Raw genomic sequence first — 24,994 nt, forward strand, 5'->3', positions numbered from 1 at the left:
AAATAATGCGTAATTTAAAAACTACCCATATTTGTGTTCTCCTCAGTGCATTAACATTGGGAGCATGTAGTAGCGATGATGATAAAAAACAACCTACACCGGTTGTAAACACCGCACCTACAGCAAGCGATGCAATGCTAACAACACAAACTGAAGTAAGCATTACCGATATGCTTAACGCAAGCGATAATGATGGCGACTCACTTACTTACTCGTTAACAAGCGAGCCAATGCTCGGTACTGTTAATGTTGACAGTGATGGTAACTTTACTTATACACCTAATAAAGAAGCAACAGGTTCAGATAGCTTTATGTTTGGTGTAAGTGATGGCGTTAATTCGCAAGTTACTGCAACAGTAAGTATTACGATTGAGGCGCTGCAAGTTGACTTTGCTCAATTTGCAACCGATGCATTTAGCCAAGCGCCAAATGCAGAGCCGTTAACTGTTAATGGTCGGGTGTTTACAAACACTGATACCGATGTTGATGGATTAATTTCTTCAAGCGGTAACTAACCAAGTCATTAAGCTGACAGGCCATGGATGGCTTTTTTTCAAAGGATATTTATAATGCATTTATCAGTACTTAAACCCCTCACTATTATTGCTATTTGCTTAACCTCTTTCGCGGTGAGTGCGGCTCCTTATACTCCAAAAGATGACGCAGTTATTGCTAACAGTAATTCAACGCTTAGTGCTTCTCTGTCTGTTGAGGAAATAAATACATTAGTCACTAACAGCCAATATGTAGGCCAAACAGAGCGTTTACAGGGGCTACTTAAGACCCGTTTAGCCCAGCTATATAAACAAACACCCTCATCTCAAATTGGTTACTTATATGCTCGTGTTTTACAAAAAGAGCACCTTTTTGACGAAGCAATTAACGTTGCCAACAACGTTTTGATTACCGAGCCAAAGCACAGTAATAGCCATTTGTTACTGGCCAATATATTGATGACCCAAGGTGAATTTACAAAGGCAAAACAACACTGTGTTGCCTTGATTGGTCAAGTAAGTACCATTACTGCTAGCACTTGTGTACTAGACGTACAAAGCCAGCATGAAAGCGTTTTAGACAGCTACCAAACATTAGTTAAAATTATAAACAATAACCAAACTAGTTTAGCTACAAACCATGTTTTAAGTGAAATGAGCTACCGTCTAAGTAACTACAAGCAAGCTTTGTCTCACTTACAAAGCGTAGATTTAGTTCAAGCTCCTGTGAGCCTCATTGTGTTATGGGCCGATATTCAAATTGCGCTAAATCAACCTCAACAAGTATTAAATACATTAAGCGTACTGCTTCCAGATAAAAGTAATTTAGAAGATGCTATTTTACTAAGGCTTTCAATCGCAGAAAAAAAACTAAATAAACGCGATAAAAAATGGCAAAATACAATGGCGAAAAGAGTTACACTTAGAGAGCTTCGTAAAGATTCTTTTCATGCGAGTGACTTAGCTAAATATTACCTTGATGTACAACCAAATCGTGAAAAAGCACTTTACTGGGCTCATATTAATTGGCAACAGGCTAAAATGAGTACCGATGAGCAATTACTTATTAAAGCAAAAGCGATGCAACGAGATACACTATGAAAACGCCTTATCTATTTATACTCACTTTAATGCTGTGTATTTTCTCAACTTACAGCTTTTCCCATCAACTAAGTACAAGTTATATAACCCTAAATAGCAAGAACGATAACGACACCAACAAAAGCCAATACACGGGTACCTGGCAAGTTAATATCGCCGACTTAGAGCACACAGTGCCTCTGGATTTAGATAAAAACGGTCAAATTTCGTGGGCAGAAATAAAAGCAAAACGCAGCTCAATTAATAACTTCATTACAGAAAGTTTAAATATCACGCAAAGCGCGCAAATATGCCCTTTAAAAAGTGAAGGTATCTATCAGCTAGATAACCATTTTAACCAACCTTATTTGGTTATTCCGCTGCAGTTTAGCTGTGATGACAATGAAGCAATCACCCTTTCCTATTCCGCTTTTTTCAAAACTGATGCTAACCATAAATCCATCGTAAATATTAACGGTGTATCTCGTGTATTTAATATCAATGAGGCACAACAAACGTTCAGCTTTGAACAAACAAGTTATTTAAGTACCTTTAATCAATACGTTTACCAAGGTGTTTTACATATTTGGATTGGTATTGATCATATTTTATTTTTAATCGCTTTGTTACTTACCTGTGTTTTAAAACGCAGCAATAAAGCATGGCAAGGTATTAGCTCTAAAAAACACATTATTAAACACACAGCATGGATAGTAACCGCGTTTACGCTTGCGCACTCTATTACGCTTACCGCCACCGCTATGAACCTTGTATCACCAAATAGTCGCTGGGTAGAGCTTGGAATTGCTATATCGGTTTTATTTGCAGCATTAAATAATGTGTGGCCGTTGGTACTTCGTTTAGGTTGGCTTACTTTTGCTTTTGGTTTACTACATGGTATGGGATTTGCGAGCGTACTTGGCGAGCTTGGCCTGTCGAGCGACTATCAACTGCTCAGTATATTGGCGTTTAATTTAGGCGTCGAAATCGGTCAACTTAGTATATTACTGATAGCCTTACCAATACTCATTTATGTACGACACTACACTTGGTATAAAAAATGGTTAATGCCAATGGGCTCCGTTGCTATCGCAATTGTTGCACTTCAGTGGTCAATCGAGCGTTTTTAAATAGTATAAATAAAAAAGCTAGCCAAAATATTGGCTAGCTTACTTTTTAGTTTATCTATTTTGCGCTTTACTATGCTTTATCAAATGGCATTAGTAATGTTTTCATCGCAGGGCGAAGCGCTATTAACACTGTTTTTTCGGTTAGCTCAGGGTAGAGTAACTTTCTAAGTAATAACCCTGCCATCATCGAAAAAATAACATTAATTCGACTTTCAAGTTCAAGCTCATCAATGTCTTTGAGCGCACTTCGCTCACTTGTTAAAAGCTGTCTCATGCGCCCGCGTGCTTGAGTATCCATATCACGTAGCAATGAAGCTACTTTAACATTTCGACCTGCTTCAGCCATCATATCTAAGTCAACTACACATGCCCCTGTGTCCATGTGTCTTTGCACGCCAATATTTAAGCCATCTAAAAGAGCCGCCAAAACATCACCAGGGTGATCTTCAAACTTTTGAAAGATAGAGAACATTTCTTCCATGTCTTTTTCAATAATGCTTTCTATAATCGCTTCTTTGCTTTCAAAGTAATTATAAATATGCCCTGCACTCATCCCTGCCGTTTTAGATATTTCTGCCATACCTGCACCGTGGTAACCTTTACGGCGAAAACACTCTGCAGCAGCTGTTAAAATTTGCTCACGCCTAGCAAGTGCTATCGCGGGATCTGTTTGCCTTTTTGCTTTAGGCTTCATGTTCAACTCCACTACCAAGTCATAAACTCAGTAAAGCAAGAGCTATAAATAGTCTCGCCATATAAATATGTAATGCGGCTTTAAAAGCCGCAAATATTATTTCTCTTCCTGAGTTGTTTCACTGGCTACATTCCATCCGCCACCAAGCGCTTTGTACAAGTTAATTTGACTCGCAAGATACGCTTGCTGACCCGCAATTAACTGCTGCTGCGCGCCGTACCACGTACGCTGAGCATCAAGTACTTGCAAGTAGCTATCTGCGCCTTTTTCGTAACGCATTTTTGATAAATCAAACGTGATTTGTCGACTACTTATAAGCATATCAAGGGCACTTAATTGCTCTTGGTAACCTTCTCTATCAGCAAGTGCATCGGCAACTTCGCGAAACGCATTTTGAATTTTTTGCTGATACGTTGCCACTGCAATTTCTTGATCTGCTTTTGCTACATCAAGATTTGCTTGGTTACGTCCCATATTAAAAATAGGTAAGCTAATTGTCGGCACAAAACTCCATGTCCCAGAGCCTGAATCAAACAAGCCACTTAAGTCACTTGAAGCAGACCCCGCGTTGGCTGTTAAGCTTATGCTTGGATAAAACGCCGCTCGAGCAATACCAATATTGGCATTTGCAGCAAGCATTAAATGCTCAGCGGCTTTAATATCAGGGCGCTGCGATAGCAAATCAGACGGTAAACCAACTGGCACTTCTGGCATACTGATCAAGTTAGTTAGGTCTTTGTTAGGCAGCAAATCGGCTGAAACAGATTTCCCTACTAATAAATCTAGGGCACTTTTATCACGCTTTAACAAACGCTTATATGTTGCTATATCTACTTTTGCTGTAGCTACTGTGCTTTTAAGCTGCTCAAGGGTAATTGAAGACGTAGCCCCCAAATCAAAGCTTTTTTGCGTAAGCGATAATGACTCTTGCTGAGAGGTGAGCGTTTCTTTTGCCAGCTCTAGCAGTTGTAAGTCCGTCGCGTAACTAAGCCACGCATTTGCAAGCTCAGAAATTAAAGACACCTGCGTGCTGTATTGGCTAAGCTCTGTAGAGTATAAGTTTTGCAGTGCTTGCGCTGATTGATTGCGTACTTTGCCCCAAATATCTAACTCGTAAGAGGTAATACCCACTGTTGCACTGTATTGCGAGCTAATAGCTGCATCGCCAGTACCTGATAAGTCAGCCGGTAAACGCTGGCGCGTACCAGATGCATTTAAATCAAGGGATGGATACAAAACAGAGTCTTCAATTTGATATAAACCACGCACACGCTGCACATTAAGCACTGCAATTTGCATGTCTTTGTTATGCTCAAGGCTTTGACTAATTAACGTTTGTAGTTTTTCGTCATTAAAAAACTGCTGCCAATTTAATTGCTGCGCAGCGGTTTTCCCAGTATCTGATGCATAAGCATCAGATACTGGTAGAGCAAGGTCTTTTTGCTCAGGCGCTAATTGGCAACCACTTAGCACCAATAAAGCAATTGCACTTAGGCTGAATGTTTTAATGCTCATTCTGCGCTCTCCTTCGTTGTCTCGTTAGCTTTGCCAGGAAATACACGGCGCACTAACACAAAGAATAACGGTACAAAAACAACAACTAATATTGATGATGCAAGTGTGCCGCCAATAATCGAAATACCTAACGCATTTTGCGCACCAGAACCCGCGCTTGAGGCAATAGCAAGCGGTATAACACCACAAATAAAGGCCATCGAAGTCATAAGTATTGGACGCAAACGTAGGCGAACAGCTGCAATAGCCGCATCAACTAAGCCAAGCCCTTCTTCCATTTTATGAATCGCAAACTCTACAATCAGTATCGCATTTTTAGATGCCAAACCAATGGTTGTCAACAAGCCTACCTGCAAGTAAATATCGTTAGATAAGCCACCGCCAAGCGCTGCCATAATCGCACCAAATATACCCAGTGGCACAATCATCATTACCGCAAACGGTACCGACCAACTTTCATAAAGCGCGGCTAAACATAAAAATACAAACAACAGCGATAAGCCATATAGTAGAGGTGCTTGACCGCTACTAGAGCGCTCTTGGAATGAAATACCGGTCCACTCAGACGAAATACCATTTGGTAATTGTTTAACTAAGCGCTCCATTTCATCCATTGCTTGGCCTGTACTGTAACCTGGCGCTGCACTACCTTGAATTTCCATTGCTGAAAAACCATTGTAACGCTCTAAACGTGGCGAACCATACGTCCAGTAGGCACTAGCAAACGCTGAAAACGGCACCATATCGCCATTATCATTGCGCACATACCACTTATTTAGATCCTCAGGCACCATGCGAGATTGTGCATCACCTTGCATATACACTTTTTTCACTCGACCACGGTCAATAAAGTCATTCACATAACTACTACCCCATGCTGTCGAAAGTGTACTGTTAATATCATTTTGCGACACGCCAAGCGCTTCGGCTTTTGCCAAATCTGTATCAAGTTGTAGCTCTGGCATATCTTCTTGTCCATTTGGACGCACGCCCGCTAAAATTGGACTTTGGCTTGCTAAACCTAATAACTGATTTCGTGCAGCTAAAAGTGCCTCATGGCCAAGGCCTACACGGTCTTGTAAGAAAATATTAAAGCCATTAGCAGTTCCCAGCTCAACAATTGCAGGTGGCGGAAAGGCAAAAACAAATGCTTCTTTTATCGTTGAAAAGTAGCCCATCGCTTTACCTGCAACACCTTGAACAGATAACTCGTCACGCTGACGCTCATCCCAATGTTTAAGATTTACAAAGGCAATTGCTGAGTTTTGGCCAGAACCTGCAAAACTAAAACCAGTCACGGTAAAGATACCGTTTACTGCTTCGGATTGATCGTTTAAAAAGTGGTTTTCTACCTTTTTAACAACCTCAAGCGTTTGTTGTGTTGTAGAACCCGCTGGTAATGACACTTGGTTAAACAAAATACCTTGGTCTTCGTCAGGCAAAAATGCCGTTGGCAAGCTTGAGAATACATAAACCATACCGCCCACAATCACGCCATAAATAAGTAAGTAGCGTTTAGAGTGAGTAAGCATGCGCCCTACAAAGCTTTGTGCACCTGAATTTGTTTTATCAAAACCACGGTTAAAGCCTGTAAAAAATCGACCAAATAACGTGTCATTGTTATGTACATGGCTTGGTTTTAAAAGCGTTGCACACAATGCTGGCGTTAAAATAAGAGCCACTAAAACAGATAACCCCATCGCCGATACGAGTGTTATAGAAAACTGACGATAAATTATACCGGTAGAGCCACTAAAGAATGCCATTGGAATAAATACCGCAGAAAGCACCATGGCAATACCTACCAGCGCGCCTTTAATTTCATCCATAGATTTACGTGTAGCTTCAAGTGCCGAGAGTTTTTCCTCGGTCATTAAACGCTCAACATTTTCTACAACAACAATTGCATCATCTACCAATAAGCCTATGGCAAGTACCATCGCAAACATCGTTAGCGTATTTATTGAATAACCAAAGGTGTATAAAATACCAAATGTACCTAGTAAAACTACAGGTACGGCAATAGTTGGAATAAGCGTTGCCCTAAAGTTTTGTAGGAACAAATACATCACTACAAAAACAAGAACAACAGCTTCAATTAATGTATGAATAACTTTTTCGATAGATAACGATACGAACGGCGTTGTATCGTAAGGTATTACTGCATCTAACCCTTCAGGGAAAAACGGTTTTAGCTCTTCAATTGCTTTTTTAACGCCCTCTGCGGTATCAAGTGCGTTAGCGCCACTGGCTAATTTAATACCTAAACCTGATGCAGGTTGCCCATCGTAACGAGCAACAACGCGGTAGCTTTCACCGCCAAGCTCTACTTTAGCTACGTCCTCTAGACGTACAAAAGAGCCATCTGGATTGGTTTTAACTAATATTTGTTTAAATTGTTCTGGCGTTTGTAATCGGCTTTGCGCCGTTACTGTTGCATTAAGTTGCTGACCATCAACGGCAGGCATACCGCCAAGTTGACCGGCAGATACTTGTGCATTTTGCGCACTAATTGATGCACTAATATCAGCAGGTGTAAGCTTATAATTTTGTAACTTTGCAGGGTCTAACCAAATACGCATCGCGTACTGAGAACCAAACAGCTGTACTTCACCTACGCCTTCAACACGCGAGACAATGTCTTGCACGTTTGATGAAACATAATCGCCAATATCAATATTAGTCATGCTGCCATCTTTAGACACAAAAGCATAAACCATTAAAAAGTTACGCGCTGATTTTGCAACTACCACACCTTGCCTTTGTACAGCTTCTGGTAATAGTGGAGTTGCTGTAGCTAGTTTATTTTGCACTTGAACTTGTGCAATATCAGGGTCAGTTTCAGCGCTAAACGAAAGTGTAAGCGTAGCAGAACCACTCGACTCAGACGTAGATGACATATAAAGCAAGCCATCAAGCCCTTTCATTTTTTGCTCAATAACTTGCGTTACCGTATCTTCAAGTGTTCGTGCAGATGCACCAGGGTACGTTGCAGTAATACTCACTGCAGGTGGTGCAATTGAAGGATACTGCGAAATAGGTAAACTCCTAATCGCCAAAATACCTGCAAGCATCACTACAATAGCGAGTACCCAAGCAAATATCGGTCTATCGATAAAAAATCGTGACATTAAAACTCTCCGTTATTGAGCTTGATCGGCTTTAGCAGACGATTGAATTTCAGATGGGTTCACAGGTGCACCAGGGCGGATTTTTTGTAAACCTTCAACTATTAACTTATCGCCATCACTTAGGCCATCAGTAACAAGCCAATCAGAACCAATAGTTCTATCTACTTTTAATACGCGGTTTTCTACTGTGTTGTCTTTACTGACAACCATTGCTGTTGGTTCGCCTTTTGAATTACGGCTAACGCCACGTTGCGGAGCTAAAATAGCACCCGCCTTAACACCTTCCACAATAGAAGCTCGGGCATACATGCCAGGCAGTAATAATTTTTCTGGGTTTGAAAATTTAGCACGCAGTGTTACTGAGCCAGTACTTGGATCAACGGTCACTTCAGAAAACTGTAATGTGCCTTTATGAGGATAAATAGAGCCATCTTCCATAATAAGTTCAACGTCAGTTTGACTAGCCGAATCGACAGTTAGAGTACCTGATGATAATGCTTTTTTAAGCTGGGTAAGCTCATTACTTGATTGTGTTAAATCGATATAAATTGGATCTAACTGAGTTACTGTAGCAAGTGCTGTACTTTGATTGGCACTTACAAGTGCACCCACTGTTACGCTTGATTTACTAATTTGACCACTAATAGGAGAAGAGACGTGGCTGTAATCGAGATTAATTTGCGCTGATTTTAACTGCGCTTTAGCTGTTAATAATTCAGCATTAGCTTGCTTATATGCAGCATCTGCTTCATCAAAATCTTGTTGGCTCACGGCTTTAATTTTTAAAAGCTCTTTATAACGCGATGCTTTTGATTTAGAGCTGGCAATGCTTGCCTCTGCGCGCGCTACGCTTGCTTCACTTGCTGCTAAGTCTGCTTCAAATGTAGCAGGGTCTATTTGATACAGTGCTTGGCCTTGTTTAACCTCATTACCTTCAACAAATAAACGAGATTGCACAATACCACTTACTTGTGGACGAATTTCAGCAATTTGAAATGCACTAATACGACCAGGAAGTTCTTTTTTGAGAGTAAGCGCTTGGCTTTTTACTGTAATTACACCCACTGGGACAGCTTTAGGAGCTGAAGCTTGTGACTGCTCAGCAGCCTGATCACAACCAGTTAAAGCAACAGAACCGACGAGGGCTGACAATACAAATAAAGCGATGCGGGAACGCTGCATGTTAAATACCTTTTAGTTTAGAGTGAACGATCATTCTAAATTAAAATGCGCTGATAATGAATCTTAATAAGGAGAAATTTACACAAACTTACACTATTGAATACAATATACGCCTTAGGTAGCATTTAATGTTAATTTGATGAAAATAGAATCAAAGCTGTTTGAAAATAAAGCAATTAAACAGATTGAAATAACCACTCCTTTTAAGCACAAAACTTTTAAATAGGCACAAAAAAGCCAAGCAAAAACAGCTTGGCTATTTATATAAACGACTATCTTACTTTTTTAAAGGGGGTTGTCGTTCTGTGGATTAATAACTCTTGAAACTAACAACTGCTCTACCCTAATTCCCTCTACATCAACAACTTCAAACTTAAAGCCTGAAAAAGTTAAATGCTCTGCACGTTTAGGGATTCGCTTCATACTGTAAATTAAAAATCCAGCGACAGTTTCATAGTGCATCTGATCAGGAAATTCTTCTATATCAAGTACCTTTGCTAAATCGGTAATTGGAGTTAACCCATCTACAAGCCATGAATTTTTATCGCGCTCTATAATTAATTCATCACCTTGATGAGTAATTAAATCCCCCATAAACCCTTTCATTAAGTCTTTAACCGTTACAATACCTACCGAAAGCGCGTATTCGTTTACGACAACAGCAAATGGCTTTGCTGCGCTTTTAAACGCATTTAAGGCTTCTGATAGGCTTAATGTTTCCGGTAAGTAAAAAACATCTTTATCAATCAGCTCATCGTTTATATTGGCGGCTTCGCCTTTTAGTACTTGTCGTAAAATATCTTTAGATTCAACAGAGCCATGCAATTTATCTAAATTTCCTGACACTACTAAAAAGTGATTATGAGGGTGATCAATAATTTTGGTCGCAATATCATGGCTAGATTCGTTTAAATCAAAATAGACAATTTGATCGCGTGGCGTCATTACGCTTGATAAAAACCGCGCTTCTAAGTCAAACACATTACCAATGAGTTCATACTCTTGCTTTTGCAAACTACCATATGCAGCACCCGCTTCCATCATGGCAACAATGTCCTCAGTTGTAACGTTGTCTTCTCGCTCAGCAGGCACTTTAAATAAGCGCAGCACAAAGTTCGTTACCCCATTAAAAAACATCACTAGCGGAGTTAAGGCAAAGGTTACCCAGCGCATTATTGTAACGACTCTAACAGCGACAGCTTCTGGCATGATCATCGCTAAACGTTTTGGCATTAAATCGGCGAACAATATAAACAGAGATGTAATAGTAAAAAATGAGAATAAAAAGCTAATTTTTTCTAAGTGTGCACCTTGATAAAAAAGCACTAAAACACTTTCAACATAAGGCGATAAAGCCTGCTCGCCCACAATACCACCCAATATTGCTATTGCATTGAGTGCTATTTGGATCATGGCAAAAAAAGCCCCTGGATTTTCTTGTAGCTTTAATACCGCTGCTGCTTTTATATTTCCTTCATCTGCCATCACCCGCAGTTTTATTTTACGCGACGCTGCAATTGCTATTTCTGACATAGCAAACAACGCACTGATCAAGATCAATAAGCTAATCCCGATTAAATCACCCATTTAACGCTCCAATAAGTTAGCGCTTTTTTAAACAAAAAGCAGCTGGATTATAATCGGTTTTTTAAACGCAGCAATTTATATTTACGAAATATATTTAAACTATTAATTTTCAATTATTTAAGAGGTAAAACAGTGAGTTTAAAGTACTTAAATTTTATTAAAGGCGACTTTTAATTGAGAAACTAAAGCCGGATCCATATTTATATTACAGGCAAAAAATAACGGAGACTGAGTTGTATTTAAATCAAGTAATGGTTCTAGTAACTCAAGCTTAGGCTCTGTTTTAACTCGATAGTTAAATTGCTTTTTGTTGAGGATAACAAAATCAAGTATATGGTGACGAGTGCTTATGAGTTTATCTATTTTATCTAGGCTATCGATGAGTAATAAATGCTTACTTTCACTAAAGCCCCTTTCAAGCAAATAATGATGACTAAAGTTATCACGCAGTACTGCTATTTTGTATTTTTTAGCATCATTGAGAGTGTTTAACTTTATACCTCTGGACTTTAGACCATAAATGGCAGAGTCAAAGCTTTCCAGTTCACCTACCCAGTTAAACTTACTTTCTCTATTAGGTAATCGAACAATCGAAAATATACAGGTGTTTTTATCGCGTAGCGCTGCATTGTAGGATATGGCCCAACTATGCGCCAACATAGTGTAGTTTATACCTGTACCTTCTAGCGCTTTATGAACTTTATCGACAGAGCGGCCAACGAGTTTGTTATCTTCATTAATATACTGAAAGTCCGGAAATACTTCCGTTACTATTGTAATTTCAGCTGCATCAACTTTAATACAGCTAATGAACAATAAAAAGATCAACAATTTCATCTAGCGAGGTCTCAACTAACTCATTATATGTATTTAATAAATATAGCTGAGGCTTTATGAACTGCTAGTTTTTAGTCATGTAATGCACACTTATACGCTGATAGTGCTAGTATTTATAGCTTCTACAGCTTACTTGTTCATTGCACTAATTAAAAAGGCTGAAATTTTAGCGCCTTCTCTAAGTGTAGTTTCTGAGCTTGATTGACCAACTAAAGAGCTGTCGGTAAATGGCGCTATCTCCATCATATCTGCACCCGTAATAGGAAACTCATCCGCAATGGCTGATAAAATATCAAGCGCATGCTGAGGCGTTAAACCGTGATGCTCTGGCGTACCTGTGGCGGATGCAAATTCAGCATCAAGTGCATCAATATCAAAGCTTACGTATATTTCATCAACGTTATCGGCTTTTAACTGTGCAATAGCGTCGGCAGCAACCGCTGCTGCGCCGCGTTCAATGATTTCATGTGCCCAGTGCTGTTTAACACCAAAAGTATTTTCCCAATGCGCTTTAGGCTTGCCACTTGAGCGAATACCAAATTGTATTAAATGATGCGGCGCCGGTAAAAACTCTAGTATATGTGTACACCACGAGCCAAAACATAAATCAATACCTAAGCGCTCCACAAGTAAATCGGTATGCGCGTCAAAGTGAATAATAGCCGTGCGCTTACCTTGCTCACGTTTTGCTTTTAAGTACGCTTTAGTAAGTGGGTAACTAATTGAGTGATCGCCACCAATACCAAATAATCCTTTATCTTTAAACGTTGCGTAAAAACTGTCGCACACATCTTCAGTGATTGATAACGGGCTTACGTAATAATCGTTATCTTCATCACCATATAAGGCTTTTTGGCAATTAGAAATGGTTGCATCATTTAGGTATTTGTCATGAAGTAAATGTGGGATTACACGTACATCACCTAAATCAAACGAATGACACTGAGGTTGCTGATCAATTAAAGCTGAGCGCACAAACAGTGGCCCCCAGTTTGCTCCGCGTAATATCCCACCGCCACAGTCTGAACTAATACCTAACATAACGGCTTTATGTGGTGAGTTTGGTAATTCGTTTAAAGACTCGCGCCACAAGTTATCAACGTTTTCAGTTTGTCCGTAAAGTTTATTACGCAGTGCGGCTTTGCGCTCTTTTGCAGTATTTACTGTGTATACGCCATCGCCCGGTGCGCACAAACAGTGCTCAACTTTGTTTTTAAATGCTTCAAATTGTGTGCTCATAATAAACTCCTTCGGTTTTTATTCTGTACGTAGCTAATTACTTTTGAGTAGTTATGCAAAATCACTAAAAATGCCTAAACTTCAAATAAATGCCACTTTGCTAAATAAGTCAGTGCTTAATATAAGTAAACACGTTAGTTTTTACGTGTTCACTACAAATTTAAGTCATTGAATTTATTTGATATTAATGAAAATTTGTAATCATTCATTTAATCGTAGTTACGCGCTTGAGTGATACTTATTATGTCTGCTTGAACATGTCAACAGCGCAACAAGGCTACGTATATAAGTACTTGAGTGAATATTCATAGTTGGTGAATAAATCAAATTAGCCCTTAAAATTATTAAGGCTTTATTGGAAGAGTTAAGATAAAACGGACAATCGTCCTGTACTTGATAAACGTTTCTAGCAATCATGCTAGATTGACAACAAATTATTATAAAAGGCTTAGCTATGGAAAAGGTATTTCACTTAGGACTATGTATTGACGATCTTAAAGGTGCAAAACTTGCGATTGTACCGGGCGATCCAGATCGTGCAGCACGTATTTCACAATTCCTAGACAACCCAACCTGCCTTGCTCAAACTCGCGAGTTTCATGTTTATTTAGGTCAATTAAACGGCCACTCTGTGGTTATATGTTCTACAGGTATTGGTGGTCCATCTACGTCGATTGCAGTAGAAGAATTAGCACAACTTGGCGTGCGTAAATTTTTACGTATTGGTACAACCGGTGCAATTCAGCCACACATTAACGAAGGCGAAATTTTAATTAGCCAAGCGTCTGTACGTTTAGACGGTGCAAGTCAGCATTTTGCTCCTCTTAGCTACCCTGCTGTATCTGACTTTTATGCAACACAAGCTATGGTACAAGCATGTAAAAACCTAAATATCGATTTTCATATTGGTATTACTGCATCAAGCGATACATTCTACCCAGGGCAAGAGCGTTACGATACGCACTCTGGTTACGTTCCTAAATCACTACAAGGTAGCTGCGAAGAGTGGCAAAAATTGGGCGTGATGAACTACGAAATGGAATCGGCAACATTATTTACTATGTGTGCAGCCCTTGGATTACAAGCAGCATGTGTAGCAGGCGTACTTGTTAACCGTACTCGCCAAGAAATACCAAATGTAGACCACGGTGAAATTGAGCGTAAATCTGTAGCAGTAGTATTAGAAGCAGCTAAAGTATTACTTGATTAATACAGGTTATAGCAGTCAGTCAGTGAGTGAGTTAATTCGATAGAATGGCTCGCTTTAATAAAGCACAGCTCCGGCTGTGCTTTATTGTATGCAAGCCACTATTTAAGTGGTGCGCTAATTACTTTAAGTGCTGGTAAATGCGTAAAACTGGCAAGTACAGCTTTTGCCACTTGCGACTGGTTTTCACGACTCGCTGTTTCGAGCAATGTTATTCCCTTCACCGTACTTTCGTTAAAGCTAAGCCCAGCTAAAAAGAACTGACTTAGTGCACTTTGTAGTGGCGATAAACTTGGACTGTAAGCTGCATTTTCGGCGTAACTTCCGTAAAAATCACCATCACTAAATGTACTTATTTTTACGGCGCTAAAGTTTTGGCTGTAAGGCACGTACGCATTAAGTGCAAAACGCGCAAGGGTTTCATCAAGGCCATCAAAGCTAAAATTACCTTGCTGTGGTTTTGGGTTAAACAAGCTAAATTCGTTACCTAAATCGGTAGGTCCAAATGAATGCGGCAGTAATTCAGCAAGTTTAAATTGCTGATCAGGAAGTAAAATATCAAACTCTTTCGCATCAGCTAGTTCGTTCATAAACTGGCGACAATACCCACAAGGCGCATCGCTAATCGCAATTTTAACTATTTTTTTAGCGCCGTTTAACCATGCGTTATTTATAGCCGATTGCTCTGCATGAACCACTAAACTCAATGCTTGATGATCAAACTCTACATTCGCACCAAAGTAAAAGTTTACCTCACCCTTTTTATCAAGCGCTTTAACAATTGCGCCTACATGAAAATCTGACACTGGCGCAACGGCATACTCAGAAGCTAAAGGCACTAAACCTTGTAGTAATACATCATCAGACACATTGAGTTGCGCGCATAACGTTTTAATATTATTAGAATTTAATATGCCACGTTGTGATTTTAATTGACTACGTAATGACGCTGTTTGCGCTACGCTTAATGTGAAGTGCGAATTTGTAAGTGCTGTATCTTGCTGTACAGTAAAAGTTGCTGAAGCCATAATATTTTTTAATTATTCAATGGCTAAGTAGTTTAAAAGGTTAGGATGTTAAATACCAGCCTATTTAACGCAAAAAAAGGGAGCACATCGCGTGCTCCCTTTTAATACCAATAGGTATACCTAACAAAATAAAGTGTTAGCCGGTATTACGCATACCTGCAGCTATACCTGTCATCGTGATCATTAACGCATTATCAATGTCACCTTCGTTTCGTTTTTCCTCTGAGCGAGCACGGCGTAAAAGCTCAACCTGTAATAGGTTAAGTGGATCGGTGTACGGATTACGTAAACTAATCGACTCCTTAATCCAAGGTTGTTCGGCGAGTAGGCTTTTTTGTGGGCTAAGTGATTGCACCAAGCTAATGGCTTCTTGAAGCTCTTTACGAAGTGTTACACCCAATGGTTTGTACATATCTTCCACCAGCGCATTATCGTAATGCTCACTCAACCAGCAATCGGCTTTACTAAATACCATTTCTAGCATTTCTAGGCGCGATCTAAAGAACGGCCACTGTAAGCTCATTTCGTTGAGTGTTTCTGCGCCGTACTTATTAAGCGCAGCTTTTAAGCCAGTTAACGCACCTAACCATGCAGGAAGCATTAAACGGTTTTGGCTCCACGCAAAAATCCATGGAATAGCACGCAGGCTTTCAACGCCACCATTAGGATTACGTTTTGCAGGACGCGAGCCAAGCGGCAACTTAGACAACTCAAGCTCAGGCGTTGCCATTCTAAAGTAAGGTACAAAGTTTTCATCGTGGCGAACTACATTACGGTAGTGTTCACACGACTCCTCACTTATTAGCTTCATTACTTCGCGCCACTGCGGTTTTGGTTCCGGCGGCGGTAATAAGTTACTTTGTAGTACTGCACCTGCGTAAATATTTAAGCTTTGCAGTGCTACATCGGGTAAACCAAATTTAAAGCGGATCATCTCGCCTTGCTCGGTTACACGCAAACCACCTTTTAACGAACCTGGCGGTTGTGAATGCAGAGCTTGTGCAGCAGGTGCCCCACCACGCCCTACTGTGCCACCACGTCCATGGAATAAAATAAGTTCAATACCACGCTCATCAGCAAGTTGTACTAGTTTATCCATAGCTTCGTACTGCGCCCAACCTGCTGCCATCATGCCGGCATCTTTAGCAGAATCAGAGTAACCAATCATTACATTTTGGGTGTTTTTAATGTGCCCGCGATACCAAACATTATCAAGTAATGTAGTAATTACATCACTGCCTGCGTTTAAATCGTCGAGTGTTTCAAACAAGGGTGCTACTGGTAAATCAAAGCTACAGCCGCTTTCTTTTAGCAATAATTGTACTGCTAAAATGTCTGATGCTGTTCGCGCCATCGAAATAATATACAAGCCAAATGTTTGTTCGTCTTGCTTAGCAATAACGTCAAAGGTGTCTAGCACTTCTTGAACATCAGGGCTTGGTTGCCAATGTTTTGGAATAAGCGGTCTGCGAGAGTTAAGTTCAGTAAGTAAAAAAGCTTGTTTATCTTGCTCTTGCCATTGGTTGTAGTCGCCTAAACCTAAATAACGAGTCAGCTCAGAAAAAACATCGCTGTGACGAGACGAGTCTTGGCGCACATCGAGTTTAGCTAAACGCAAGCCAAAGCTATTAATACGGTACAGTAAATCAAGCAATAATCCATCAGCAACTACTTTCATATTACACTTTAATAACGAGCGGTAGCAGACCTCTACAGGGTGCTTAAGCTGATTAATATCGGTAATTAAATCTTGTGAATCGCTACGCTTATTTTTAATTTTAGCGCCCAGGTGAGCCACGGTCTCTGCAACTTGGTTTTTAAGCTTTTTGATCACCGCTCTGTATGGTTCAAAGTCTTGACCTGCCAACTCAATAAGCTCATCACTGGCATCTGACATAGAGAGTTCAGCGCATAACGTTTTTAAATCTTGAATATATAAGTTAAGCGCCATCCAACGACCGTGGTCAAGCACCTCTGCTGTAACCTGCGATGTTACAAATGGATTTCCATCACGGTCTCCACCCATCCAAGATGTGAACTCAATCGGGCTGTAATCTTTTGGTAGCTCTAAACTTAATTGCTCTTTAACATTGGCTGAAAATTCACGTAAAAAGCGCGGAACAGCGTGCCAAAGACTGTTTTCGATTACCGCATAACCCCATTTAGCTTCATCAACTGGCGTTGGGCGAGAGCGACGAATGTCGTCGGTATGCCAAGCCTGGCTAATAAGCTGTTCAATACGATTTAAAATAGCGTCTCGTTCTAGTGGTAAGTTATCTTTTCGCTCTAATGACGCTAAGCAATCACTTAGTTCAACATGTTTGTTAATAATAGTACGGCGCGTCACCTCGGTTGGGTGGGCGGTTAATACTAAGTTTATGTGGAGTTTTGAGAGTGTTTCGGCCAAATGATTACTATCTAGCTGGCCTTGTTCTGCTTTTGTAACTAACGTTTTTAATGTTTGAGTGAGAGGGTTTTGTTGACCAAGGCCAACGTCATTAAAACGCGAAACGGTATGAAATTGTTCTGCTACATTAGCAAGGTTTAAAAAATGATTAAATGAACGGGCAACCGGCAAAAGCTCTTCATCACTAAGCGCATGTAAAACATCTATTAGCGCTTGTCTGTCGTCTTCATTACCACTGCGAGATGATTTAGATAAAGCCCGAATTTCTTCTACTTTATCTAAAATAGCTTGGCCTTGAGCATCCTTAATAGTTTGTCCTAGTAATTGCCCAAGTAAATTTACATTACCTCGCAAGGCGGCATATTGTTCACTCATTTCTCATTCTCCTTTGTTTCGTAGGACACTATTAATATCATCATGAAGAGAAATTTAATAGATCCATTTGCAATGTCTTGTCGTAAAAAAGTATATATAAAATAATCACAAAGCGATTACATGATCATTTTTTACGATGGAAACTGCCCTCTTTGCAGCACCGAAATGCAGCAACTAAAACACGCAGACTCTAAAAATCTAATTACGCTTGAAGATCTTAACGCGAGCGACTTTAGTGAACGCTACCCGTATATTGATAAAGACAAAGCAATGAACTACCTGCAAGCCCAAAAGCAATCAGGTGAAATGATTTACGGGCTTGATGTAACGTACGAAGCATGGAAAATAGTGGGTAAACATAGCTGGTTGAAAATTTTTCGCTTGCCAATAATCCGCTTTTTCGCTGACTGCGGATACCTGTTATTTGCTAAGTATAGGCACCCCATCAGTCGCTTTTTAATGCCAAATACTCAGTGCAGTAACGGCGAATGTGGACTAAAAGCAAAAGGTGATAAATGAAAACCATTGTTTTATTCGGCGCAAGCAGTGCCATAGCAAATGCATATATAGAACATCTACAAATAAACACGCCTACTCATCAGATAGTTTGTATTAGTTCAAAAAGTATTGAATCTGACTCAAGTGTTGTCCACCTGCATACTGACTACACAAAACAAAGTTTAGCGCGCGTTACTAATTACCTAAAAGAGCAAAGTGCCGATATACAACAAGTTATTATATTCAATGGTACACTGCACAACGAAACCCATATGCCCGAAAAAAAGCTGGAGGATTTAGACGCTGAGTATTTTAGCCAACTTCTCAATTCAAACACCCTAACTCCCCTACTTTGCTTGCAGAGTATTTTGCCGCTCTTAACACATAAAACGCACTGTACTATTACAGCACTCAGTGCGCGTGTGGGCAGCATTAACGACAATAAATTAGGCGGTTGGTATACGTATCGCGCCTCTAAGGCTGCTCTTAACATGCTATTTAAAACCGCAGCGATTGAGCTTTCACGCCGAGCTAAAAATACCAAGCTCGTTTTATTTCACCCAGGGACTACTGATACTGCGCTTTCAAAGCCATTTCAAAAAAACGTACCCACTGGAAAACTCTTTACAGCTGAATTTGTAGCTAAGCAGCTTTTTACACTTACTTTTAATAACCCTCATTTAGAACTCAATGGTGAGCCTGCCTACTTAGATTGGCAAGGCGAAACCATACCGTGGTAAGGACCTTTAATGCATTTTACTAAAGAGCGCATAAACGCACTTGAAAAACACACTCGTACTCATTTAATTAATTCGCTTTCGGGTTTTAAAAGCGCCAACTTAATTGGCACGCAAGACCCACAAGGCAATACTAATCTCGCCATTGTTAGCTCTGTTATTCATTTAGGGGCTCACCCGCCGCTAGTTGGCATGATAATGCGCCCAAATAGCGTGCCTCGACATACGTTCGAAAACATAATCGAAACCGGTAGTTACACCATTAACCAGGTTAATAAAGCTATTTATAAGCAAGCTCATCAAACATCAGCCCGCTACGACAAAGGCGAGTCGGAATTTGCGGCGACAGGTTTAACGCCCGAATATTTAAATGACTTTGCAGCGCCTTTTGTTAAAGAAAGCCGCTTAAAGTACTCGGTTAAATTTGTAGAAAACCAACATTTAGCCATCAATGGCACAGAGCTTGTAATAGGTGAAATCACTGATGTGTATTTAGATGAAGTAGCACTTCAAAGTGATGGCTTTTTAGATTTACAGGCTGTTGAAACGGTGGCAGTAACCGGGCTTGATAGCTACCACACAAGTAATAAACTCACGCGTTTACCTTACGCTAAAAAATAATATGCCATTTTAAGAGGCTATAAACTAATAGCCTCTTATCGCATAACATTGAATTTTACCTTGGTATTAATCACACTAGCTAAAAATCCAAGGAGAAAAATATGACCACCATCGGTATTGGTACACAATCAAGCGAGCAAGCGCTGGCAAGCCTAAGTAACATGACGCAAACGCTGACCCCTATCGCAGCTGACGAACATTTAGAGCGCATAGCCAAGGCTCAAGCGTATATGCTAGCAAACAACATAGATGCAATTTATTTAAACGCTGGCACCAACCTTACCTACTTTACAGGCATGAAATGGTACGCGAGCGAACGTATGGTTGGCGCGATATTACCCGCCCTTGGTGAAGTACAATACATTGCGCCTTATTTCGAAATTGGTTCACTAAACGGGTTTAAAGTAATAGAGGGACCTATTCATGGGTGGCAAGAGCACGAAAATCCTTATACACTTTTTGTCGAAGTATTAAAAAAGTTAAACATTAATGAAAACGCAACTATTGGCATTGATGAAAGCGCACAATTTTTTATATTCGACGGCATTAATAAAGCACAAACGGGTTTAAACCTCATAAACGCCCAACCTGTAACGGCGCATTGCCGTATGCATAAGTCAGTTCATGAGCTTAGCTTAATGCAACGCGCGATGGACATGACCTTAGCCGTACATCAAGCCACAGCAAGCATGCTTTATGAGGGAATAACCACCACCGAAGTAGAAGCTTTTATTAAGCAAGCACACCAAAAAGTAGGTGCACCAGGTAACTATTTTTGTATTGTTTTATTTGGTGTTGCAACGTCTTTCCCGCACGGTGTTAAAGATGCCCAAATACTTAAAAAAGGCGATATGGTACTAATTGATACTGGCTGTAAAGTACACGATTACTTATCAGATATAACCCGTACCTATGTATTTGGCGAACCTACAATGCGCCAACGGATGTTTTGGGATCATGAAAAAGCAGCGCAAATGGCGGCATTTAATGCAGCTAAAATCGGTGCCAGCTGCGAAGACGTAGACGCGGGCGCCCGTAACTATTTATCGGCGCAAGGCCTAGGTCCGCAGTACCAAACACCGGGTTGCCCGCATCGAACGGGCCACGGCATTGGGCTAGATATTCACGAATGGCCATACTTAGTTGGCGGTGATAAAACCCCACTTGCCCCAGGCATGTGCTTTAGTAACGAGCCAATGTTAGTTATACCCGATGAATTTGGCGTGCGTTTAGAGGATCATTTTTACATGACCGACAACGGCCCTCATTGGTTTACACAACCAAGTTATAGTATTGACGACCCATTTGGCCTTAACGCTTAAAACTGAATACCTTCAAGAGCAGCTGCTTAGCTGCTCTTTTTAGTTTGGTATTGATAAAGTGCAGTTCATCCCAATATCCCCTGTTATACCAAAGCAATCCTCAAAAGGATAAATATGAAAAACTTTAAAATTGATATCGTTTCAGACGTAATGTGCCCTTGGTGTGTAGTGGGTTATAAAAATCTAGAAACTGCACTAGAGCAACTCAAAGACGAAATGAGCGCAGATATTACGTGGCATCCTTTTGAACTAAACCCAGATATGCCAATTGAAGGTCAAGACTTAAACGAACACTTAATGCAAAAGTACAACCTAAGCGAAGAGCAAGGCGATGAAAATCGTAAAAACATGTTCGAAGCAGGTCAGCGTGCCGGGTTTACCTTTAATTTTGATGGTGAGCGCATCATGATCAACAGCTTTGATTTACACCGCCTACTTACTTGGGCGCGTGAAGAAGATAAGCAAACCGAATTAAAGCTTGCCATGTTTGAAGCACACTTCACCGATTTAAAATACTTAAATCAAGAAGAGGCACTGCTTGATGTAGTAGAAAGTGTTGGCCTTGATAAAGAACAGGCCCGCAGTATTTTACACTCAGATAAATACGTTCAAACAGTACGACAAGAGCAAGACCGCTTTAAGCAACTCGGTATTACCTCAGTCCCTACATTTATTATCAACGATAAATATGCAATCAGTGGCGGACAACCAAGCGACTCGTTTATTCAGGCACTAAAACAAATTAGTGAAGAAGAGGCTAAGCAAGACGCTTAGTTAGCTAGCAAAATTAAAGGCTGCAATATGCAGCCTCGTAGCCAAACAATGCTAATTTAAGCATTTTCAAACTCTTTATAAATTAGCCACTTTGGCAGGTAAGGGGTGTCGGGCACTTGCCAACCATGTTTATCATAGGCAAGGCTAGCCACTGCGCTTATTAGCAGAGCTACATCGCCTGTCCACGTAACTGCGCCCTCAGGTGGGTCATTGTAGAATGTATAATGTAATTCAATAGCTTTATGGATTGCCTGTTGGTAATGAGCGGCATCGTTTGATAACACCGCTACCCACACATCCAAATAAGGTAAGAATAGCTGGTTCACGTAAGGCGCTCTAAATTCATCAACATGCTCAGGGCCTGATTTTTCCATTACCTCGCGTAATAACACTGTTTGGTCTGCGTCTTGTACAAATATATTTCGCATAAACTTGAGGAGTGCGAAGTCAAAGGCATCAGGGTACTCAAGCCAATCTTCTTCGCACCGGCAGATTAACTCAACCGCATCAGCATCTCTTAAGCAAAGCGCTAAACTCAATTGCAATAACCAATTATCAACCATTATAGAGCGATGCTCAGCACGACCCTCTAAGCGAAACACGTGCTCTTTTAAGGTAAAAATATGGCGCTGCCCGGGGTTTGACACTAAATTATAGTGCGCATGTAATAAATCTAGGCCAAAGCGCATAATAGGCACGCCCTCAAGCCCTTTCTCTGCATTTTTTTGACACTATTTTACTTACACGAGAATAGTGCAATTGAAAATAGTCACCAATCTCTTTCAAAGTGTCTTGTCCTGAAATCTGTTTACACATTTCAGGACAAGACAAGTTTAAAACTAAATAAGACTGCACATTTTAGCCCTATTGGTTCTCAACTGTAATATGCACATATTCGCCGCTGTAGTTGATTAAGCAATCCTTACTAGCGCAGTAATAGAGCGCCCCTGACTTGAGTATTTCCTCCTCAGTATTTTTAATTATTAACGCGCAGCGATGCGTATTTTCGAAAGTCTTAATCGATATTTCTAAAAAGCCTATGAGGGATTTATTATTTATTGTTACCTGCTCTGTTATTAAGTTTATTTTAATAACCCTAGCCAATCGAAAATATTTATAAACTATATACAAACTGGCTAAGCAGCTAAATGGCAGTATCATCTCCCCTGCTACTTTGTTAAAGCCACCTTCGTATGTTGGTAAATGAGTGAATAGACTAGTAAGCTCCCCTAACGCTAAAACGAACCCTGATAATATAGCGATAGCTCCTATCCCTACACCTTTAGATTTTATTAACGTGACTGTATTTTTCATAATAATAGGTAGTTGATATTGCTTATGGTTAATTTCTAATATAGGAACATATCTACTATTTGTTCCTTTGCCACAATTAACATTACACGAATAGATTTTTACACTGGCATTATAAGTGCATTATTAGCAAAGAAAATTATTACATGCTCTGTGAGATAATTTTGTGCGAATGATAGGTAAAAATTACATTTATTTAGACCCTTTTTTCAAAGCGACCAACAATGTTGAAACCTACATTTGTACTGTCTGCACAAATAAATTAACTATTTAAAGTAAGGAGTACACATGGCTAAGTCAGCAACATTATATAGAATGGCAACCGATGAACATATATGTCCGTTTGGACTCAAATCAAAAGATTTACTTAAGCGAAAGGGCTATAAGGTAGATGATAAGCCGCTGACTTCGCGCGAAGAAACCGATGCATTTCAACAAAAGCACAATGTTGATACCACACCACAAACATTTATCGATAACGAACGCATTGGCGGGTATGACGACCTGCGCACTTACTTTAATAAATCGGAGCCTGGCCAACAGGGCACTACTTACACTCCCGTAACGGCCATTTTTGCTGTTACCTTATTGCTTGCCTTTGCATTTAGCTACTCGACTGGCTTTGCACTTTTTTCAATGCATACAGTTATGCTGTTTGTCGCGTTAACAATGGGCGTACTGGCAATTCAAAAATTACGCGACTTATACAGCTTTAGTAATTCTTTTATAACATATGATTTATTTGCGATGAAAGTAGTGAGATATGCTTATGTGTATCCATTTTTAGAAGCATTTGTAAGTATTGGCATGATTGCAGGGCTTTCAGCTTATATTGTTGCACCAATTTCTTTATTTATTGGGGGGGTTGGCGCCGTGTCGGTGATTAAGGCTGTTTACATAGACAAACGAGAGCTTAAATGTGCCTGTGTTGGCGGAGATAGTAATGTACCGCTGGGGTTTGTCTCTCTAACCGAAAACCTGTTTATGATTGCGGCGGGTATCTGGATGTTTATTAAATAACCTTAATTCAGGTTAAATAATGGGCTTGATAACTAAGCGGATTATTTTACATGACTGGTCTTTTAGTGTAAAAAAGGGTACTAACTAAATAATAAAAGGAATTATAATGAAATACTTACTGTCTATAATTGCCGCTCTAATCATTACTGGCTGTACTACAACTCCACTTCAAGACAGTCCTACCGCAACAGTAAAATCAACAGTTCCCCCTAAATACCCTGTTGCAGAGGTACGTAACAAAACAGAAGGTTTTGTTACCATGTCTTATGATGTAGATAGTTATGGGCGCCCAAATAATATTAAAGTTATTAACGCTAAACCTGAACAAGTGTTTAATAGCGAAGCCAAACGTGCCCTATCTAAATGGCAATACTCACCTAAAGTTGTTAATGGTGTTGCTGTACCTGATAAAAACTTAGAAATGACAATTGAGTTTAATTTGGATAATTAATAATCGGGTAAGATTATATCTTAAAGGCTGCAGTGTGCAGCCTTTTTAGTATTTGTCAGCGAGCTTATTAAGTACGATAAAGCACTTTAATTACATGCCAGCCAAATTTGGTTTTAACTAAATGTGGCTCTAAAATTGCGCCTTTAAATGCAATTTTGTCAAACTGTGGAACCATTTGTCCGCGTCTAAATTCACCTAAGTCACCGCCTTTTTTACCCGATGGGCATGACGAATACTTTTTAGCTAAGGTCTGAAACTTTGCACCTTTACCTAATTGCTTAATAATATCTTCTGCAATTTCTTTGTGCTTAACCAAAATGTGAAGTGCATGTGCTGTGTTTGCCATGAAAAAAG

The 24,994-nt window shown here is 40.0% G+C and carries 23 protein-coding genes; 11 read left to right on the top strand and 12 right to left on the bottom strand.

Going from position 1 to position 24,994, the window contains the following annotated elements:
• Positions 1-5 precede the first annotated feature (5 nt).
• Genes H5161_RS04410 through H5161_RS04420 form a run of 3 tightly spaced genes read left to right on the top strand, consistent with a single transcriptional unit; the run spans position 6 to position 2,704 of the window.
• Complete coding sequence (locus H5161_RS04410) at positions 6-515, top strand: Ig-like domain-containing protein (protein WP_182768770.1); 510 nt, start codon at positions 6-8, stop codon at positions 513-515.
• 54 nt (positions 516-569) lie between these two features.
• Positions 570-1,595, top strand: coding sequence for a hypothetical protein (locus H5161_RS04415; RefSeq protein ID WP_182720163.1), 1,026 nt, complete (start codon positions 570-572; stop codon positions 1,593-1,595).
• Positions 1,592-2,704 (top strand): HupE/UreJ family protein, encoded by a 1,113-nt coding sequence (locus H5161_RS04420; RefSeq protein WP_182720162.1) that lies wholly within the window; start codon positions 1,592-1,594, stop codon positions 2,702-2,704. The genes H5161_RS04415 and H5161_RS04420 overlap by 4 nt, the downstream gene beginning before the upstream one ends.
• A 70-nt stretch (positions 2,705-2,774) precedes the next feature.
• Here the strand turns inward: H5161_RS04420 and H5161_RS04425 are convergent, their stop codons facing one another.
• The 7 genes from H5161_RS04425 to H5161_RS04455 form a co-directional block, all read right to left on the bottom strand.
• Positions 2,775-3,398: a TetR/AcrR family transcriptional regulator gene (locus tag H5161_RS04425; RefSeq protein WP_182768771.1), complete on the bottom strand. Its 624-nt coding sequence runs from the start codon at positions 3,396-3,398 to the stop codon at positions 2,775-2,777.
• A 96-nt stretch (positions 3,399-3,494) separates the two neighbouring features.
• Positions 3,495-4,913 (bottom strand): efflux transporter outer membrane subunit, encoded by a 1,419-nt coding sequence (locus H5161_RS04430; RefSeq protein ID WP_182768772.1) that lies wholly within the window; start codon positions 4,911-4,913, stop codon positions 3,495-3,497.
• A complete protein-coding gene (locus H5161_RS04435) occupies positions 4,910-8,044 on the bottom strand; it encodes an efflux RND transporter permease subunit (RefSeq protein WP_182695188.1) in 3,135 nt (1,044 codons plus the stop codon). The genes H5161_RS04430 and H5161_RS04435 overlap by 4 nt, the downstream gene beginning before the upstream one ends.
• Before the next feature lie 12 nt (positions 8,045-8,056).
• Positions 8,057-9,226: an efflux RND transporter periplasmic adaptor subunit gene (locus H5161_RS04440; RefSeq protein ID WP_182736871.1), complete on the bottom strand. Its 1,170-nt coding sequence runs from the start codon at positions 9,224-9,226 to the stop codon at positions 8,057-8,059.
• A gap of 285 nt (positions 9,227-9,511) precedes the next feature.
• Positions 9,512-10,813, bottom strand: coding sequence for a hemolysin family protein (locus H5161_RS04445; protein WP_002959027.1), 1,302 nt, complete (start codon positions 10,811-10,813; stop codon positions 9,512-9,514).
• 147 nt (positions 10,814-10,960) lie between these two features.
• Positions 10,961-11,650, bottom strand: coding sequence for a transporter substrate-binding domain-containing protein (locus H5161_RS04450; RefSeq protein WP_039488472.1), 690 nt, complete (start codon positions 11,648-11,650; stop codon positions 10,961-10,963).
• 129 nt (positions 11,651-11,779) lie between these two features.
• The gene (locus H5161_RS04455) at positions 11,780-12,889 is read right to left on the bottom strand and encodes an arginase family protein (RefSeq protein ID WP_024605708.1); all 1,110 of its coding nucleotides are present in this window, start codon (positions 12,887-12,889) and stop codon (positions 11,780-11,782) included.
• Between the two features lie 454 nt (positions 12,890-13,343).
• On the opposite strand from H5161_RS04455, the gene udp reads away from it, so the two are divergent.
• Positions 13,344-14,099, top strand: coding sequence for a uridine phosphorylase (gene udp / locus H5161_RS04460; protein WP_007375563.1), 756 nt, complete (start codon positions 13,344-13,346; stop codon positions 14,097-14,099).
• 98 nt (positions 14,100-14,197) lie between these two features.
• On the opposite strand, the gene cdd is transcribed toward udp, so the two are convergent.
• The gene (gene cdd, locus H5161_RS04465) at positions 14,198-15,124 is read right to left on the bottom strand and encodes a cytidine deaminase (protein ID WP_182768773.1); all 927 of its coding nucleotides are present in this window, start codon (positions 15,122-15,124) and stop codon (positions 14,198-14,200) included.
• Positions 15,125-15,260: 136 nt separating this feature from the next.
• On the bottom strand, positions 15,261-17,906 hold the full coding sequence (gene ppc, locus H5161_RS04470) for a phosphoenolpyruvate carboxylase (RefSeq protein ID WP_002959021.1): 2,646 nt from the start codon (positions 17,904-17,906) through the stop codon (positions 15,261-15,263).
• Positions 17,907-18,026: 120 nt separating this feature from the next.
• Here ppc and H5161_RS04475 point away from each other — a divergent pair, with 120 nt between their 5' ends.
• From H5161_RS04475 to H5161_RS04495, 5 genes are all read left to right on the top strand, one after another.
• Positions 18,027-18,425, top strand: coding sequence for a thiol-disulfide oxidoreductase DCC family protein (locus H5161_RS04475; RefSeq protein WP_154902912.1), 399 nt, complete (start codon positions 18,027-18,029; stop codon positions 18,423-18,425).
• Entirely contained in the window at positions 18,422-19,144 is a 723-nt protein-coding gene (locus tag H5161_RS04480; protein ID WP_182768774.1) for an SDR family NAD(P)-dependent oxidoreductase, read from the top strand. The genes H5161_RS04475 and H5161_RS04480 overlap by 4 nt, the downstream gene beginning before the upstream one ends.
• A 9-nt stretch (positions 19,145-19,153) precedes the next feature.
• Positions 19,154-19,762, top strand: a complete 609-nt coding sequence (locus tag H5161_RS04485) for a flavin reductase family protein (protein ID WP_182768775.1) — start codon at positions 19,154-19,156, stop codon at positions 19,760-19,762.
• A 101-nt stretch (positions 19,763-19,863) separates the two neighbouring features.
• Positions 19,864-21,084, top strand: coding sequence for a Xaa-Pro peptidase family protein (locus tag H5161_RS04490; RefSeq protein WP_182768776.1), 1,221 nt, complete (start codon positions 19,864-19,866; stop codon positions 21,082-21,084).
• 114 nt (positions 21,085-21,198) lie between these two features.
• A complete protein-coding gene (locus H5161_RS04495) occupies positions 21,199-21,858 on the top strand; it encodes a DsbA family oxidoreductase (RefSeq protein ID WP_165742552.1) in 660 nt (219 codons plus the stop codon).
• A 56-nt stretch (positions 21,859-21,914) separates the two neighbouring features.
• On the opposite strand, the gene H5161_RS04500 is transcribed toward H5161_RS04495, so the two are convergent.
• Both H5161_RS04500 and H5161_RS04505 read right to left on the bottom strand, forming a co-directional pair.
• Complete coding sequence (locus tag H5161_RS04500) at positions 21,915-22,547, bottom strand: immunity 49 family protein (RefSeq protein ID WP_182768777.1); 633 nt, start codon at positions 22,545-22,547, stop codon at positions 21,915-21,917.
• 175 nt (positions 22,548-22,722) lie between these two features.
• Complete coding sequence (locus H5161_RS04505; RefSeq protein ID WP_182768778.1) at positions 22,723-23,172, bottom strand: hypothetical protein; 450 nt, start codon at positions 23,170-23,172, stop codon at positions 22,723-22,725.
• Positions 23,173-23,457: 285 nt separating this feature from the next.
• Here H5161_RS04505 and H5161_RS04510 point away from each other — a divergent pair, with 285 nt between their 5' ends.
• Together H5161_RS04510 and H5161_RS04515 are read left to right on the top strand one after the other, a co-directional pair.
• Positions 23,458-24,189: a MauE/DoxX family redox-associated membrane protein gene (locus H5161_RS04510; RefSeq protein ID WP_154902917.1), complete on the top strand. Its 732-nt coding sequence runs from the start codon at positions 23,458-23,460 to the stop codon at positions 24,187-24,189.
• Positions 24,190-24,295: 106 nt separating this feature from the next.
• The gene (locus H5161_RS04515; protein ID WP_029771693.1) at positions 24,296-24,640 is read left to right on the top strand and encodes a TonB family protein; all 345 of its coding nucleotides are present in this window, start codon (positions 24,296-24,298) and stop codon (positions 24,638-24,640) included.
• A 67-nt stretch (positions 24,641-24,707) separates the two neighbouring features.
• Here the strand turns inward: H5161_RS04515 and H5161_RS04520 are convergent, their stop codons facing one another.
• On the bottom strand, positions 24,708-24,986 hold the full coding sequence (locus tag H5161_RS04520; RefSeq protein ID WP_002959014.1) for a peptidylprolyl isomerase: 279 nt from the start codon (positions 24,984-24,986) through the stop codon (positions 24,708-24,710).
• Positions 24,987-24,994: the final 8 nt, after the last annotated feature.

The sequence above is a fragment of the Pseudoalteromonas sp. SG43-5 genome (genome assembly GCF_014164345.1).
GTDB classification, from domain to species: Bacteria; Pseudomonadota; Gammaproteobacteria; order Enterobacterales; family Alteromonadaceae; genus Pseudoalteromonas; species Pseudoalteromonas distincta.

Coding starts and splice junctions, on each gene's coding strand:
- H5161_RS04410 (WP_182768770.1), top strand. CDS start 6: ATGCGTAATTTAAAAACTACCCATATTTGTGTTCTCCTCAGTGCATTA.
- H5161_RS04415 (WP_182720163.1), top strand. CDS start 570: ATGCATTTATCAGTACTTAAACCCCTCACTATTATTGCTATTTGCTTA.
- H5161_RS04420 (WP_182720162.1), top strand. CDS start 1,592: ATGAAAACGCCTTATCTATTTATACTCACTTTAATGCTGTGTATTTTC.
- H5161_RS04425 (WP_182768771.1), bottom strand. CDS start 3,398: ATGAAGCCTAAAGCAAAAAGGCAAACAGATCCCGCGATAGCACTTGCT.
- H5161_RS04430 (WP_182768772.1), bottom strand. CDS start 4,913: ATGAGCATTAAAACATTCAGCCTAAGTGCAATTGCTTTATTGGTGCTA.
- H5161_RS04435 (WP_182695188.1), bottom strand. CDS start 8,044: ATGTCACGATTTTTTATCGATAGACCGATATTTGCTTGGGTACTCGCT.
- H5161_RS04440 (WP_182736871.1), bottom strand. CDS start 9,226: ATGCAGCGTTCCCGCATCGCTTTATTTGTATTGTCAGCCCTCGTCGGT.
- H5161_RS04445 (WP_002959027.1), bottom strand. CDS start 10,813: ATGGGTGATTTAATCGGGATTAGCTTATTGATCTTGATCAGTGCGTTG.
- H5161_RS04450 (WP_039488472.1), bottom strand. CDS start 11,650: ATGAAATTGTTGATCTTTTTATTGTTCATTAGCTGTATTAAAGTTGAT.
- H5161_RS04455 (WP_024605708.1), bottom strand. CDS start 12,889: ATGAGCACACAATTTGAAGCATTTAAAAACAAAGTTGAGCACTGTTTG.
- udp (WP_007375563.1), top strand. CDS start 13,344: ATGGAAAAGGTATTTCACTTAGGACTATGTATTGACGATCTTAAAGGT.
- cdd (WP_182768773.1), bottom strand. CDS start 15,124: ATGGCTTCAGCAACTTTTACTGTACAGCAAGATACAGCACTTACAAAT.
- ppc (WP_002959021.1), bottom strand. CDS start 17,906: ATGAGTGAACAATATGCCGCCTTGCGAGGTAATGTAAATTTACTTGGG.
- H5161_RS04475 (WP_154902912.1), top strand. CDS start 18,027: ATGATCATTTTTTACGATGGAAACTGCCCTCTTTGCAGCACCGAAATG.
- H5161_RS04480 (WP_182768774.1), top strand. CDS start 18,422: ATGAAAACCATTGTTTTATTCGGCGCAAGCAGTGCCATAGCAAATGCA.
- H5161_RS04485 (WP_182768775.1), top strand. CDS start 19,154: ATGCATTTTACTAAAGAGCGCATAAACGCACTTGAAAAACACACTCGT.
- H5161_RS04490 (WP_182768776.1), top strand. CDS start 19,864: ATGACCACCATCGGTATTGGTACACAATCAAGCGAGCAAGCGCTGGCA.
- H5161_RS04495 (WP_165742552.1), top strand. CDS start 21,199: ATGAAAAACTTTAAAATTGATATCGTTTCAGACGTAATGTGCCCTTGG.
- H5161_RS04500 (WP_182768777.1), bottom strand. CDS start 22,547: ATGCGCTTTGGCCTAGATTTATTACATGCGCACTATAATTTAGTGTCA.
- H5161_RS04505 (WP_182768778.1), bottom strand. CDS start 23,172: ATGAAAAATACAGTCACGTTAATAAAATCTAAAGGTGTAGGGATAGGA.
- H5161_RS04510 (WP_154902917.1), top strand. CDS start 23,458: ATGGCTAAGTCAGCAACATTATATAGAATGGCAACCGATGAACATATA.
- H5161_RS04515 (WP_029771693.1), top strand. CDS start 24,296: ATGAAATACTTACTGTCTATAATTGCCGCTCTAATCATTACTGGCTGT.
- H5161_RS04520 (WP_002959014.1), bottom strand. CDS start 24,986: ATGGCAAACACAGCACATGCACTTCACATTTTGGTTAAGCACAAAGAA.